Genomic DNA, 14987 nt, shown 5'->3' on the forward strand with positions numbered 1-14987 from the left:
CTTTGACCCGGTAACATTGCCGTTCGCTCACTCCCATCACCCGTGCGGCCTCAACCACGGTGATCTCGCTGCGATATACTCGTTGAATTACGTCTAGTCGTTTCTCGTCTTTCATTGTCAGGGTTGTCATCCTTCCACCCTGACATAATCACTTTGCTACAACAGTCAAGCCACTAGCGCATTGACGGCGCTTCAGCTTATTTGCTACAAGCAAAGCCGTCATGACTAACGAAAAACCTGTCGCCCTGATAACCGGCGCGGCCACGGGGATCGGCCGCAGCGCCGCCGTCGCGCTGGCGAAAAACGGCTACGATGTCGTCGTCAATTTCAGCCGCAGCGAAGACGCGGCCAAGCTCACCGCGGCGCAATGCGAGGCGGCCGGCGCGCGCACGCTACTCCAGCGCTGCGATGTCAGCGATGACGCCGGCGTACGCGCCATGCTGGCGGCGACGGAAAAAGAATTCGCCCGTCTCGACGTGCTGATCAACAACGCCGGCACCACGGTGGATGTCGAGCCGAAAAATTTTGACGCGATGAAAGTAGAAGACTGGAACCGCGTATTCAACGTCAACGTGCTCGGTTTATTTCTGGTTACCCGGGCGGCGGCGCCGCTGCTGAAAAAATCGCCCAACGGCTGCATCGTCAACACCTGCAGCATCGCTGGCCTCCGACCGAGCGCCCAGCCGCTGCCCTACGCCGCGAGCAAAGCGGCGGTGGCCAATCTGACGAAAACTCTGGCCAACGCGCTGGGGCCGCAAATCCGCGTCAACGCCGTCGCGCCGGGATGGATCGAAGGCGACTGGATGAAGCGCACGCTGGCGGAAAATTACCAAGGATTAATGGCGCGCCGAGCGAAATACACGCCGCTCCAGCGCTGCTGCACCGAAGACGATGTCGCCGACAGCATGCTGAGCTTGATCCTGCACAACCGTTTTGTCACCGGCGAGATTATAATCGTCGACGGCGGCTTCGCGAGCACCACGTGATCCGAAGGATCACGGACTCCATATTCCAAATTACAGATTCTAAATTCAATAAAGCCGACGATATGACAATGCGCGCGACGGAATTACATTTGGTACACCTCGGCATTCAATTCAGAAATTTGAAATTTGGAATGTGGAATATGGAATTCCGAGCGCAGCGAGGAAGAGATGCTTGACGGTGTCGTCCGTTTCCCCGCCGAATTCGCCGCGCGCTACCGCGCCCAAGGCTATTGGGAAGATCGCTCGTTGCGCGACACGTTTGAGGAGTTGTTCGCCCGCCACGCCGATCGCGTCGCGGTCATCGACCGCGATCAACCCGTCACTTACGCGCAACTCGATGAACGTTCGACTCGCCTTGCGCTCAATCTCCTCGCCGAAGGACTGAAGCCCCTCGACCGCGTCGTCGTGCAGCTACCCAACGTCGTCGAGTTCGTCTATCTCTACTTCGCGCTGCAAAAAATCGGCGCCATCCCGATCATGGCGCTGCCGACCCATCGTTTCCGCGAGATGAGTCAGTTTGTCGAACTGTCCGGCGCCGTCGCCTGCGCCACACCCGACACCACCAAAGACTTCGACTACCGCGAGCTGGTGCGGCGCATTCGCCCAGCGAGCAAGACTTTGCGCGTGGGAATTATTCTGGGCGACGCGCCGCAGGGCTACTTGTCATTGACCGAACTGCTGGAGCGGCCAAGCCAGCGTTCGCCAAATGAACTGCCAAGCATCACCATCGACCCCGAAGATCCCGCGGCATTCCAGCTCTCGGGCGGCACGACGGGAATTCCCAAGCTCATTCCCCGTTCGCACAACGACTATATTTATAATTCCAAAATGGCCGCCGCGGTGACCGGCGTCGGACCCGATAGCGTCATGCTCAGCGTGTTGCCGCTGGCGCACAATCTGCCGCTCGCCTGTCCGGGACTGCAAGGATATTTTCTCCACGGCGCCAAGGTCGTGCTCGGCAGCTCCACGCGCGGCGAAGACATCTTTGCTCTGATCGAGCGCCACCGGGTGAGCCATATGGCGGTGGTGCCGGCGCTGCTGATTCGTTTGATCAACGATCCGGCGATCGCGAAATACGATCTTTCTTCCCTGCGCGTCATTCAGAGTGGCGGCCAACGACTTCAGCCAGAGGTGCGCCGGCGGACTAAAGAATTGATTCCAAGCGTTTTCGTCCAGGAAAATTTCGGCATGGCCGAAGGCATGCTGATGTTCGTTCGCTTCGACGATCCTGAAGATGTGCGAATGGAAACCGTCGGCCGGCCGGTGAGTCCCGACGATGAAGTGCGGCTGGTCGACGATGACGATAATGAAGTGGCGCCGGGCGAAATCGGCGAGTTGCTCGCCCGCGGGCCCTACACATTGCGCGGCTATTTCGGCGTGCCGGAGTATAATGCGCGCGCGTTTACCACCGACGGCTTTTACCGCTCCGGCGATCTGATGCGGCGCCATCCGTCGGGGAATTACATGGTCGAAGGCCGCAAGAAAGATCTGATCAACCGCGGCGGCGAAAAAATCAGCGCCGAGGAAATCGAAAATCTCATTCTCACCCATCCCGCGGTGCAAAACGTCGCCTGCGTGCCCATGCCCGATCCGATTCTCGGCGAGCGCATGTGCGCTTATGCGATCCTGCGCACCGGCAGCGCGCTGACGTTGCCGCAACTCGTCGCGTTCCTCATGAATGAAGAGATCGCTAAGCACAAACTGCCAGAGCGCTTGGAGATAGTCGACGATTTTCCGCTCTCGCCGTTCGGCAAGGTATCGAAAAAAGATTTGACGGAAAGAATTTCGTTGAAACTGAAGGAAGAAGGCGCAAACTAATTTTTGTTATGATCCGCTACTACTCCGGGGCGGATTTTTGTATTCGCTTTTGCCTCCACTGCCTGTTGCCTTTGTCTATCAGCTTCAAATAGAATCGGCGCCAATCTTATGGCCGAGACGTTAACCTTTATTCCAAGCGAACGGCTGGTACGTTCGATCCTGCTCATCCGGGGAGAAAAAGTCATGCTGGATTACGATCTGGCGGACCTTTACGAAGTCGAGGTGAAACAAATAAAAAGGCAGGTGAGGAGAAATATCGACCGATTCCCAAAAGACTTCATGTTCGAACTATCAAAACAAGAATATGATTCTTTAAGGCGCCAATTTGGCACCATAAAACGTGGCGAGCATTCTAAATACCTGCCTTATGCGTTTACCGAGCAAGGCGTCGCCATGCTCTCCACGGTGTTAAGAAGCAGGAGAGCGGTGCGGGTCAACATCGAGATCATGCGGGCTTTTGTTCGGCTCCGAGAGATAGTGGCCACGCATAAAGACCTAGCAAGAAAACTTGAGGCCCTAGAGGGAAAATACGACGCTCAATTCAAGATGGTTTTTGACGCGATTCGCCAATTGATGACCCCACCGGAGCCGAAGAAACGAAAGATCGGATTTCTCGTGAAGGAACGAGCTGCAAAATACGGAAGGTGCGACATTAATCTGAGAAGTCAAAATTGCCAACCGACGACGAAGCCATAATAGAAAACTGGATTGAGAATAAAGCATGAAAACCGAACAGGCCTCGACGCTGAAAATGTAAACCCCATGAGAATCATCGACCTGCACTGCTATCCCAACACCGAACCCTGGATCAAATCCCAGGGGCCCTACGTCGAAGCGCTGGCGAAATATTGGAACCGTGCCTGGACATGGAAGAGCGAATCCGAGGTCATCGAAGAATTTAAAAAAGTTCAAGTTGAAGCGCTGCTGGTCGCCTTCGACATCGAATCGGTCACCGGCGCGCCGCCCTGCACCAATGAATATGTCGCGCAGATGCGCGACCGCCATCCGGGCGTGATTCGCCAAGCTTGGGGCGCCGTCGATCCGCTGAAGGGAGAAGCTGCTATCGCAGAAGCGAAAAAGGCTATCCATGAGTTGAAGCTACTCGGCTTTCACTTCCATCCGATCATGGGTCATTTCTCCGTCGACGACCGCAAGCTCTACCCGCTGTGGGAGACCATCAACGAACTGAAAGTTCCCGTCATGATCGACGTCGGCACCACCGGCATGGGCGCGGGCATGCCCGGCGGCTTGGGCGCGGTGATTCGCCATGCGCACCCGTCCGCCATCGATCAGCTCGCCGCCGACTTTCCCAATTTGAATATCGTCGCCGCCCATCCCGGCTGGCCGTGGACCGAAGAAATGATCGCCGTGGCGTTGCACAAGGGCAATGTTTCATGGGAGCTATCGGGCTGGGCGCCGCAGTATTTTTCCGACGCGCTCAAGCGCGACATCAGAAGCCGGCTCAAGGACAAAATCATGTTCGGCAGCGATTACCCGAGCCTCCCTTACGATCGCCTTTTCAAAGAGTGGCACGAACTCGGTTACTCGGACGACCTATTGGAAAAAATCTTTCACGGCAACGCCGAGCGAATCCTCGGCTTGTAGTCTCGCGAGGCCGCAACGAATTGCAGAAAAGAATGGCCGCGGAGAACGCATAGGGCGCAAAAAAGATTTCGGAACTGTAGGGGCGGGTTTCAAACCCGCCCGTCCCCGAAACCTTCGTGCCTTCGTGGTGAGAAAATCCGACGGACTGAAGGAGACAACTGTAATGAACATCGACTTCCATGCCCACTTCTATCCTGAAGACTATTTAAAGAAACTCGAAGCCTCCCAGGGCGATGTCCGTATCGAGACCGACGCCAAAGGACAACGGTGGATTTTGAGCATGGGCGCCAAAGCCGGACCGATCACGCCGGACTTTTTCGACATCGACACCCGCGTCGAGCGGATTACCGAGAACCGCGTCGACATGCAAGTTCTCTCCTCGCCCCATCCCGGCGTCGACCGCTTTTCGCCGGAGGAAAGCGCCGACATGAGCCGGGCGATCAACGACGGCATCGCCAAAGCCATGCGCAAGTCGCCGAAACATTTTCAAGGCGTCGCCATGCTGCCGCTGATCGACACCAAGCTGGCGTTAAAAGAACTCGACCGCGCCGTGTTGGATCTCGGCATGAAGGGATTGTGCATGCTCTCCAACGTCGCCGGCAAAATGCTCGACGGCGATTTTCTCCTGCCGATTTACGCGCGCGCCCAAGAACTCGGCGTGCCGATCTTTATCCACCCGACCACACCGCTGGGCGCGCAAGTGATGCAGGAGTGGCGCTTGGCGATCATTCTCGGTTTCGAATTCGACGTCGTGCTGTCGGCGACGCGGCTGGCTTATTCCGGAATACTCGAGCGCTTTCCCGAATTGAATTTCGTCATCTCGCACCTCGGCGCAGGGATTCCTTTTCTCGCCGGCAGAATCGACCGCGGCTACTTCGATCCCACCTGCGGCATCAAAACCAAAAAGCCGACCAGCGAATATCTCCGCGAGCTTTACTGCGACACGGTGTCGTTTTATCAACCGGCCTTGGCCATGGCCTACGAATTTTACGGCGCCAGTCGAATGGTGCTGGGCAGCGATTTTCCGTTGATCATCGGCGACCTGCCCGCCGCCGTGCCGAGCATCGAAGCGATGAACATCCCCATACGCGAGAAAGAGAAAATTCTCGGGGGAAATGTCATTGAACTACTGAAACTGAAAATCTAAATCCGCGAACTGTAGGGGCGACCGGCGGTCGCCCGTATTATTAACAACGAACAAACCACACGAGGTGACCTATGGCCGACTACATCAAAAAACTCATGCCCCGTTTCCGCTACGGCGCGATCCATCCGCGCGCCCACGAAGACCCCATGCGCGGCGCCTGCTACCAGCTCTACCACCTCGTACCTTTGGACTTCATGGAGGTTGCCACCGGACTTGGATTGGAAAATTACACCAAGGACGCGGTCGAGAAGGCGATCAAGAATTTTTGGCCCTGCGTCGAGCGCCTCGCCAAAGAAAAAGTCGACCTGATTATTTTCAGCGGCGCGCCGATCTCGGCTGCTTTGACTCGGCCCCGAGTGCTCGAATTGCTGCGCCAGGTGAAAGAGAAAACCGGCATTAACGCCGACGCGCCGCTGGAAGCGGCCATCGCCGCGATGAAACATTTAGGTCTGAAAAAGCTCAGCATCGGCAGCCGCTGGGCCGACCCAGTCAACGACGCTATGATTTGCTATTTTGCCGAAGCCGAGATCGAAGTCGTGCACACCACCAAGCGCAATCAATGGGCAGCCGAAGCCTTCGGCATGACCCTGGAAGAAGGTTTGCAGGCCGCGGTTGACGTTGGCCGTGAAGCCGTAAGCCAAGCGCCGCAAGCCGAAGCGATTTTCGTTGCCGGCGGCGCGGCGATGTCTCTGCACGCCATTCCGACGATCGAAGAGGAATTCGCCAAGCCTACCTTCACCAACATGAGCGCCGAAGTATGGCATGATTTAGTACGCCCCGGCATTATTCCGCCGATACAAGGCTGGGGTTGTTTGCTGGCGAACCAAAAGCGGCCGTAATCTTTTTTCACCACGAAGGCACGAAGAGCACAAAGTTCGAATGTCTAACTTTCCGATACCTTCGTGTCTTCGTGGTGGAACAAACGATGGAAAGAAAACCAATGAATCGTTTTAAGCATATCATTCTCATCGTCGCGGCGATCGCGTTTCCCTCCGCCGCCATCGCCGCCGACCGCGTGACCATGAGCTCGACCAACATCACCGCCTTCGATCTCGATCAGATCGTTGCCGTAGCCAAAGGTTTCTTCGCCAAGGAAAACATCGAGTTCGAAGCCACCTACATGCAGCCCGACCTGGTGGTCAAAGCGTTGCTTGCCGGCACTGTCGATTTAGCTAAATCGGGAAGCCACTTCGGCCTCATCGCCGCGGCGCGCGGCGGCGATTTGAAAGTCATCGGCGGCTCGACCTACGGCTACGCCTACCAAATCATCAGCCAGCCGCAGTTCAAAACTCTAACCGATTTGAAAGGCCAAAAAATCGCCGGCGCCGGCATCGCCAGCATCACCACGACGATCTTCAAAGACGTTATGCAGCGCCAAGGCATCCCGCCGTCGGCGTACACGATTCTTTCCGTAGGCGGCAGTCCGGAAAGATTCCAAGCCCTCGCCTCCGGTCAAGTCGCCGCCTCCCTCGCCGAAGCGCCGCCCTACAATTTTCTCTCCATCGACATGGGCAAACGGGTGCTGCTCAACTACTCCGACGACATCAAGAGCATTCAGTACGGCTCCTACTTCGCGTCGAACAAATCGCTGACGCAAATGCGTCCGGTGTTGCAGCGCTTCATGCGCGCCATCGGCCAATCCATGCGCTGGTTGAACGATCCCGCCAACGAACGGGAAGGCGTGAGAGTTTTGATGGATCGGTTAAAGATCGACGAAACCGTCGCCGCGCGCACGTTCAAATTCATGGTGCCGGAAAACCGCTCCTACCGCGGCGAAGCGTTGATCGATCCGGTGGGATTGAATGAAATGATCCGCCTGCTGGCGTTGGATAATTTAATTCCAGAAAGAAAACCTTGGGAGACGTTTGTCGATTCAGGATTTCTACCGGTCGCGGCGAAGTAGAAATCGTGTTGGTGATCAGATCCGGCCACGAACACGATCACGTCAATTCCATCGCGACGCGAAAGCCATAATCAGCATAGCGAAAACTCGGCGGCAACGAACTGCGCGCGGCGCAGCGGGCGAATTTGATCTGATGACGCCAGGAGCCGCCGCGCGACGCGCGCCTAGTTCCCGATGTTGGGCCCTGGGGATTTCGTTCCTCCGAGTGGAGATAATAACGGTAATCATAAAAATCGCCGCACCACTCGTGCACGCCTTCGCTCATGTCGTAAAGTCCGAAACCGTTAGCGTCGTTGACACCAACCCGCGCCGGCCCGCCGGTCAGTGGATCGAATCCGGCATAGGGCCGCTGCTCTGGAGATGTATCGCCCCACGGAAAAAGCCCGCCGTCCCGTCCGCCGCGCGCGGCGCGCTCCCATTCGGCTTCCGTCGGCAAACGACAAATTTTGCCGCTGCGTTCGCTCAACCACTGACAGTAGGACGCCGCTTCATCCCAAGTGACTCCGACCACCGGCAGTTCGGCATCGGCGAACATCGGCTCGGCATGAAATGGCGGCGCGCTTGCGCCAGTGGCCGCGACAAAGACTTTGAATTCACGATTGGTCACCGGAAATTTGCCGATGGCGAAGCTACAGAGCCAGACACGATGTACCGGCCGTTCGTTTTCCTGGCCGGCTTCGCTGCCCATGAGAAAATCGCCATCGGGAATCACGACGAACTCTGGATTGACGTTTGGTTGCATGTCGAGAAGTTCGCAAGTCGCTTAACGGCGATTGCGCCGAAGTTGCAATCTGCCGTATAAATAAGTTTGTTGCACTGTAACGGAGGAATCGATGACGACGCAAGTGAGACCATCGCGCAAGCTGATGAATGGCTTTATTCTGACCGTAGTCGGATTTTTCGGATGGTTGCTCTGCGCATCTGAGTCGCGCGCCCAAGCCGCGCCGTTTTACAAAGACAAAACCATCCGCATCATCGTCGGCTTCACCTCCGGCGGCTTGTACGATCAGTACGCGCGCTTGTTGGCGCGCCACATGGGCAAATACATTCCCGGCAATCCAACCGTCATCGTGCAAAACATGCCCGGCGCCGGCTCGCTGAGCGCAACCAATTATGTTTACGGCGTCGCCAAACCGGATGGCCTCACGTTAGCCATGCCCGGCAGCGGCATCTATCTCGACCAGATGCTCGGCCGCAAAGAGGCCACCTTCGATGTCGCCAAATTCGCCTGGCTCGGCAGCGTCGACCAACGCGATCTGGTGCTCTACATGAAAGCTGACGCGCCGTGGAAATCCATCGAAGACATACTCGCCGCCAAGGAAGTTCCCAAGTGCGGCTCGACGGGAACCTCCGACCTGACGACGATCATGATGAATATTTTGAACGACACCATCGGCGCTAAATTCCACGAAGTGCGCGGCTACCCCGGCGGCGTCGAAATCGATCTGGCTTTGGAGAAAGGCGAAATCCAATGCCGCGGCACCGGTATCACCACGCACTTCGCCCGCGAACCTTATTTTTCCTGGCATAAGAGCGGCTTCGACCGCCACATCGTTCAGACCGGCGCGAAAAAAGATCCGCGTATCGCCGACGCGCCGACGCTGGTGGAACTGATGGAGAAAAAGAAAACTCCGGCGCTGCCGCGCAACGTCGCCAAAGTTTTATTGGTATCGGCAACGATTGGACGACCGATGATGACTACGCCGGGCACGCCGCCGGACCGCGTCACACTTCTGCGGGAAGTTTATGTGAAAACATTCAAAGATCCGGCGGTGGTCGAAGAAGCCAAGAAAGCGAAAATGGATTTAGAAATTTTAACCGGCGCCGAAGTCGAAGCCCAGCTGCGCGACGTCATGGGCCAACCCAAAGACGTCATCGAGCGGGTAAAAAAATTATCAGAGTGATCGTCCGCTTTGAATCCTATGGTAGGGGCGTATTGCATACGCCCTTCTTCCCACCCGCGACAGATTCATGAAGCCCTTCGTCATCTACACCGCACTCGTTCTCGCGATCATATTTCTCGCCGGCGCGCTTGTCGCCATCATCGAAGTGTTGCAAGAACCTAACCTGCTCGCCAATCCCAAGCTGAAACCGGCCCTCGGCTTCCTCGTCAGCGGCGGCATGTTTCTCGGCATCGGCCTGCGCGGCTGGCGCGGGCGCCGGAAAATTGCGGCAACGAGTAACCAATCGATTTGAATTATTTGCTCGCCTCCAGATCTTTCCACACCTGCCTTGCCAGGGAAAAATCACGCACGTCATCCAGCGTCCGTTTCTTGTCGTTGCCCAGCCGATCTATAAAACTTTCGATCTCGGCGTCGGTCATGGTGCCGTCGCGCTGAATCGATTTAAGTTCGACATCATAGGAGCGCGCGGCGATCTCCGGGGTTTGCTTGACCCATTGCAACAGGACTTTAATCGTTTCGGCGCGGTTCTCGTCGATAAAACGGTTGGCGCGCAAAATCGCCCGCACGCCGCGCCGGACGAAATTTGGATTCTCCTTGATCAATCGGTCCGAGGTAATCATCCCCGAGGCCGGCATGCCGATCTCCGGCGGCCCGGCGAGAACTTTGCCACCGGCCTTTTGCGCCATCAAGTCGTGGGGCGGCGACAGCGTCGTCACTTCCACCGCGCCGGTGATGACCGACTGCAAGCGCACCGAAGTATCGCCGAGTACCACCGGTTGCATCAGCGCCGGATTCAGCCCTTTGGAACGAAGCAACTCCTCCGCGACTAGATGATCAGAACCACGAAGACTCGATACGCCAAGCTTCTTGCCCTTGAGATCTTGCACGTCCTTTATGCTCGGATGCGCGATCAAATAATAAACACCCTTTTTGAAAGCGACAAGCACGATCTTCATCGAAAATCCGGAAAGTATTCCGCGCACCGTGCTGACAAAGGTGCCGGTGAAAGATACATCCCCATTCATCAACGCCATCACACCCAAGCGCGGATTGGCCTGAATGATCTCCACGTCCATGCCTTCGTCGCGAAAGAACCCTTTACTCACCGCGACGTAGTACGGCACACTGGTGTTACTGCGACTCGAAAACGAAATGCGCACTTTCTGCATCTGCGCCTGAGCGATCCCATTGATAGCGGCAATGGCAACGACAACTGCAAGCAACATCGAAAAGCAGCTTCGAATTCCGATCCGGCGATTTTCCATTCTCAGTTCTCCCTTCTGCAATGTTCCTACTTTCCCGCTTCCAATTCCTTCCACGCCGCCCGCGCGAAGGAAAAATCGCGCACTTCATCGAGGGGCCGTTTCTTGTCGGCGAGCCGTTCCATTTGCCCTTCGATCTCGGCGTCGGTCATAGTGCCGTCTTTGGCGAGAGTCTTGAGCTCGATATCGTAGGAGCGCGCCGCCAGTTCCAATTTCTGCGGCACGAACTGGGACATGATGCGGATCGTTTCTTCGCGATTGGCTTCGAGAAAACGATTGGCGCGCAATAAAGCGCGAATCGCTTTGCGCAGCACTTGGGGATTCTCCTTGATCACCTTGTCGGCGGCGAAAAGTCCGGACGACGGCACGCCGATCTCGGGCGGACCGGAGACTGCTTTCAGTCCCAAATTTTGCAACTGCACATCGTAGGGCGGCGGCACCGACACCGCTTGAACGATGCCGGTAACTACCGCTTGAAATCGCAGCGACGGATCGCCCACGGCAATGGCTTGGACAGAGTTGGGATCGATCCCCTTCATGCGCAGCAATTCGCGGCCGATGATGTGGTCGCCGCCATTGATCGCCGTCACGCCAAGCTTCTTACCCTTCAGTTCTTGCACGTCTTTGATCACCTCGGGCCGCACCATCAAATAGTACAGACCTTTCTTCAGCAAGATGAAAACCGTCTTCATCGGCAATCCCTGCACCACACCGCGAAAGGTGCTGACAAACGAAGTCGTGAACGTGACATCGCCGTTGAGCACCGCCATCGCGCCCAGCCGCGGATTGATCTGAATAAATTCCACATCCAACCCTTCATCGCGAAACATCCCGCGCGCCTGGGCGACATAGTAACTCGCGTTGGTATTACTGCGGCTCGACAATGAAATACGAATCTTCTGCGTCTGCGCCTGCGACGCCGGCACGAACATCAACATCGACAACGCCAATCCCACAAGTCCGATTTTTTTTCTCATGCGCTTCTCCGTGAAATTGACCAACCGAGGGAGGTTTCTAAACCCGCCCCCATATTTCCAATTCTTTTTTTGCGCCCTTTGCGCTTTTTGCGGCCATTCATCCGAATCCGAACTCTACGATCTCCGCTTTCACAGTCAACTATAAATAAGCCAGCCGACTCCAACAGGTCAAGATAAGTTTGAGTAATTTTTGCTTTACAAGCCGCCGAGACTTGACCTAGAGTCGGCTCAATCATGATGCAGTTATCCATTCGCGCCACTCTTCTGCTCTTGTTAATCGCAACCACGGCTTCGGCCAATCACTACCTGCCCAAGCCCGGCGACCGGCCGGTGAATCTTCGCGTCGGCACCTCGGCGGTCACCGGCGGCTTCGTCCACCTCTACACCGGTCTCGACAACGGCATTTTCGAAAAGTACGGCTTGAAGATCGAGCACGTCTACATCCGCGGCCAATCGCCGGCCCTCGCCGCGTTGGCCGGCGACGAGCTGCAATTCAATTACGGCGCGGCCGATGGCAGTCTGCCTGGAATGGCGGCCGGCGTCGACGCCAAACTGATCGCCTCGCCGCTGGTCAAACTTCCTTACGTCATGATCGCGCGCAAGGAGATCCGCCGTCCCGAAGATTTGAAAGGAAAATCTATCGGCGTCACTCGCCCCGGCGATTTGAGCGCGCGGCTGTCGCGGCAAGTGGTAAGAAAATTTGGCCTTACCACCGATGAAGTGACCATCCGCCCCATCGGCGGCAGCCAATCGGAACGTTATCAAGCCATGCTCGGCAACGTCGTCCAAGCGATCCTGGTCACGCCGCCATTGGATATTCGCGCCAAACTCGACGGCTTCAACATCATCTATCGCTTGATCGACTTGGAGATTCCGTTCATCTACAGCTCGCTGATCACCAACTATAAAATGCTCCGCGAGCGCCAAGAAACCGTCCAACGCATGGTCGCAGCTCTGGCCGAGACGGTTCACTTCGTCGAAAAAAATCCCGAGCGCGCCAAAGCCGCCATCGCCAAAGCCATGCGCGTGAAGGATGATGAAGCATTGCAATCCTCCTACAACGTCTATGCCAAAGAGATCGTCGATCGTACCATGATCGTGCCGGGAAAATCGGTCATCGAAGCGGTGGACATCGCCCGCGAAACTGGCACCATCGTCAGAAAGAAAGCCGAAGAGCTGTTCGACAACAGTTACGTCAACAATCTCGAAAAGAGCGGCTTCTTAAAAGAGCTTTGGGGCAACGAAAACTACCGGCGGTGAATATGAAAATAAAAATATTGCCGTTGCTGCTGGTTATCTTTAGCGCCAACGCCTTCGCCAACCCCTATCTGCCCAAACCCGGCGAGCGCACTCTTGCCATGCGAGTTTCCACCTGCGCCGTCTCCGGCGGCTTCATCCATCTCTACACCGCCCTCGACAACGGCTTGTTCGAAAAATACGGCGTCAAGTTTGAAAATATATTTATCCGCGGCAGCGGTCCCAATCTCTCGGCGCTCGCCAATGATGACGTGCAATTTTCCTACTGCGCCTCCGACGCGTTGATTCCCGGTCTAGCCGCGGGCATCGACGCAAAAATCGTCGCCTCGCCGTTGGTAAAGCTGCCTTACGTGCTGGTCACGCGCAAAGAAATCCGCCGCCCCGAAGATCTCAGAGGCAAAGCTCTCGGCATTGCCAGGGCGGGCGACTTGAGCGACCGGCTGTCGCGCGCGGTGGTGAAAAAATTGGGCTTGGCGGCGGACGAAGTCATCATGCGCCCCATCGGCGGTAGCCAAGGCGAGCGTTATCAAGCGATGGCGGCGGGCATCGTTCACGGCGTCATCATCACGCCGCCCTTAGATGTCCGCGCCAAGAACGAAGGCTACAACGTGCTCTACCGCCTGATCGATTTGAATCTGCCGTTCATCTACAGCTCGCTCCATACCAATTATAAGATGCTCCGCGAACGGCCCGACATCGTCCAGCGCGTGGTCGCCGCTCTCGCCGAGATCGTCTACTTCGTCGAAAAAAATCCCGACAAAGCCAAAGCATCGGTCGCCAAAGCGATGCGCACCAACGACCAAGCCGCGCTCCAATCCGCCTACGACATGTACGCCAGAGAAATCCTCGATCGAACATTGTTGGTACCGAGCAAAGCCGTCGCTGAAGCCGTCGACATCGCCCGCGAAGGCGGCACGACAGTCAGAAGAAAAGCCGAAGAGATTTACGACAACGGCTTTGTGAATAATCTGGAGAAGAGCGGTTTCTTGAAAGAGATTTGGGGCAGTGAAAATTATCGGCGGTAACTTTGCGCGGCGATTTCCATTTAAAAGCTAGCACCAACGCTCACCTCCCCTGCACCTTGCGCAACAAACTCATATCTTCCAAATCATCCGGCGTAAACGTCTTCGTGATCTTCAGAGTCTCGCGATAAATCTCGATCTCCTTTTCCACCGCCGCGCGCGGCTTCGTGCCGTCTTTGCTGTAGCCGAGCATTTGCGCGGTGAAGGCCTTTTCAGCCAGCGCCAGATCGAGCTTGTGATAACTGGAAACATACTGAACCACTTCGCTGCGATTGGCCGGATTGAGAATATAGGTCATGGTCCGGTGCAGTGCCGCGATCATGCCGTAGACTTTCTGCGGGCTCTTTTTCATCGTGTCGATGGAACTGACCAAGCCGATGAAACTCAACGGCGCGTACGTCCTCGCCTCCGCCAACTTCACATAGCCTTTGGCTTCCAGCTCTTCGACATACGGCGGCGCCAGCAAAGTCGCGGCAATTCTTTTGCTTGTTAGCGACTTGATCGCGTTGTCGGTGACCAGCATCGCCAACAGCGTCACCTTGCCCGCCTCGATCCCATGGGCGCGCAGAATCACGTTCGCTGACATACCCACGGCGTCGGTCAATGCGGTGACACCGACCGCTTTACCGATTAAATCTTGAATCGACTTAATCTCCGGCTGCGCCAGCAGCACATGAACCGGATCCTGCTGAACATAGAATATCCGCCTGATCGGCAAGCCGCGCATGATCGCCGACGTGGCCGCCCCCGTGGTCGTGGAAAAATCCAGCTCGCCGCCGACGATCGCCGCGATCGCCGTCGGTGGCGACATCATCACCAACTGGGGCTCGATCTGCTCGGCCGCGAAGAAGCCCTTATCCTTGCCGAAGTAGTACGGCATGATCGACAAACTCTTCGACGGCACATGGATCGTCGCCTTCATGGGCGCGGAAGCGGCGTGGGCCGATTGCAGCGCCAGCATCAAACCGAGAATGACCACCGCATTGTGAATTACTGTCCGTGCGTACATCGTCTCACCTAACCTCTCGCGCACAATGTGAAGATTTGACTCACCACGAAGATCACGAAGGACACGAAGGGTTCGGATGAATACAAATCCGACCTTC

Annotated in this window: 15 protein-coding genes; 11 read left to right on the forward strand and 4 right to left on the reverse strand. The window is 56.3% G+C overall.

The annotated features are described in order from the left end of the window. The first annotated feature begins 221 nt into the window (after nt 1-221). The 7 genes from EXR70_04720 (at nt 222) to EXR70_04750 (ending at nt 7459) form a co-directional block, all read left to right on the forward strand. The gene (locus EXR70_04720; protein MSP37774.1) at nt 222-986 is read left to right on the forward strand and encodes an SDR family oxidoreductase; all 765 of its coding nucleotides are present in this window, start codon (nt 222-224) and stop codon (nt 984-986) included. A 168-nt stretch (nt 987-1154) separates the two neighbouring features. Next, nucleotides 1155-2804, forward strand: coding sequence for a (2,3-dihydroxybenzoyl)adenylate synthase (locus EXR70_04725; GenBank protein ID MSP37775.1), 1650 nt, complete (start codon nt 1155-1157; stop codon nt 2802-2804). 108 nt (nt 2805-2912) lie between these two features. Beyond that, the gene (locus EXR70_04730; GenBank protein MSP37776.1) at nt 2913-3500 is read left to right on the forward strand and encodes an ORF6N domain-containing protein; all 588 of its coding nucleotides are present in this window, start codon (nt 2913-2915) and stop codon (nt 3498-3500) included. 66 nt (nt 3501-3566) lie between these two features. Beyond that, entirely contained in the window at nt 3567-4409 is an 843-nt protein-coding gene (locus EXR70_04735) for an amidohydrolase (GenBank protein MSP37777.1), read from the forward strand. 163 nt (nt 4410-4572) lie between these two features. Then, nucleotides 4573-5556: an amidohydrolase gene (locus tag EXR70_04740; protein MSP37778.1), complete on the forward strand. Its 984-nt coding sequence runs from the start codon at nt 4573-4575 to the stop codon at nt 5554-5556. A gap of 71 nt (nt 5557-5627) precedes the next feature. Beyond that, nucleotides 5628-6395 carry a hypothetical protein gene (locus tag EXR70_04745; GenBank protein ID MSP37779.1) on the forward strand — a complete coding sequence of 256 codons (768 nt, stop codon included), beginning with the start codon at nt 5628-5630 and terminating at the stop codon, nt 6393-6395. Between the two features lie 86 nt (nt 6396-6481). After that, the gene (locus tag EXR70_04750) at nt 6482-7459 is read left to right on the forward strand and encodes an ABC transporter substrate-binding protein (GenBank protein ID MSP37780.1); all 978 of its coding nucleotides are present in this window, start codon (nt 6482-6484) and stop codon (nt 7457-7459) included. Nucleotides 7460-7496: 37 nt separating this feature from the next. Here the strand turns inward: EXR70_04750 and EXR70_04755 are convergent, their stop codons facing one another. After that, nucleotides 7497-8201, reverse strand: a complete 705-nt coding sequence (locus EXR70_04755) for a formylglycine-generating enzyme family protein (GenBank protein MSP37781.1) — start codon at nt 8199-8201, stop codon at nt 7497-7499. A gap of 91 nt (nt 8202-8292) precedes the next feature. On the opposite strand from EXR70_04755, the gene EXR70_04760 reads away from it, so the two are divergent. Then, nucleotides 8293-9363 carry a hypothetical protein gene (locus EXR70_04760; GenBank protein ID MSP37782.1) on the forward strand — a complete coding sequence of 357 codons (1071 nt, stop codon included), beginning with the start codon at nt 8293-8295 and terminating at the stop codon, nt 9361-9363. A 67-nt stretch (nt 9364-9430) separates the two neighbouring features. Next, nucleotides 9431-9655, forward strand: a complete 225-nt coding sequence (locus EXR70_04765; protein MSP37783.1) for a hypothetical protein — start codon at nt 9431-9433, stop codon at nt 9653-9655. 1 nt (nt 9656) lies between these two features. Here EXR70_04765 and EXR70_04770 read toward each other — a convergent pair whose 3' ends face one another. Further along, the gene (locus tag EXR70_04770) at nt 9657-10628 is read right to left on the reverse strand and encodes an ABC transporter substrate-binding protein (GenBank protein MSP37784.1); all 972 of its coding nucleotides are present in this window, start codon (nt 10626-10628) and stop codon (nt 9657-9659) included. A gap of 26 nt (nt 10629-10654) precedes the next feature. Then, complete coding sequence (locus EXR70_04775; GenBank protein MSP37785.1) at nt 10655-11602, reverse strand: hypothetical protein; 948 nt, start codon at nt 11600-11602, stop codon at nt 10655-10657. A gap of 234 nt (nt 11603-11836) precedes the next feature. On the opposite strand from EXR70_04775, the gene EXR70_04780 reads away from it, so the two are divergent. Both EXR70_04780 and EXR70_04785 read left to right on the forward strand, forming a co-directional pair. Beyond that, nucleotides 11837-12862, forward strand: coding sequence for an ABC transporter substrate-binding protein (locus EXR70_04780; protein MSP37786.1), 1026 nt, complete (start codon nt 11837-11839; stop codon nt 12860-12862). Nucleotides 12863-12864: 2 nt separating this feature from the next. After that, complete coding sequence (locus EXR70_04785; protein ID MSP37787.1) at nt 12865-13884, forward strand: ABC transporter substrate-binding protein; 1020 nt, start codon at nt 12865-12867, stop codon at nt 13882-13884. Nucleotides 13885-13924: 40 nt separating this feature from the next. On the opposite strand, the gene EXR70_04790 is transcribed toward EXR70_04785, so the two are convergent. Next, on the reverse strand, nt 13925-14890 hold the full coding sequence (locus EXR70_04790) for an ABC transporter substrate-binding protein (protein ID MSP37788.1): 966 nt from the start codon (nt 14888-14890) through the stop codon (nt 13925-13927). Nucleotides 14891-14987 lie beyond the last annotated feature (97 nt).

The sequence above is a fragment of the Deltaproteobacteria bacterium genome, assembly GCA_009692615.1.
Lineage (GTDB): Bacteria > Desulfobacterota > Binatia > UBA9968 > UBA9968 > DP-20.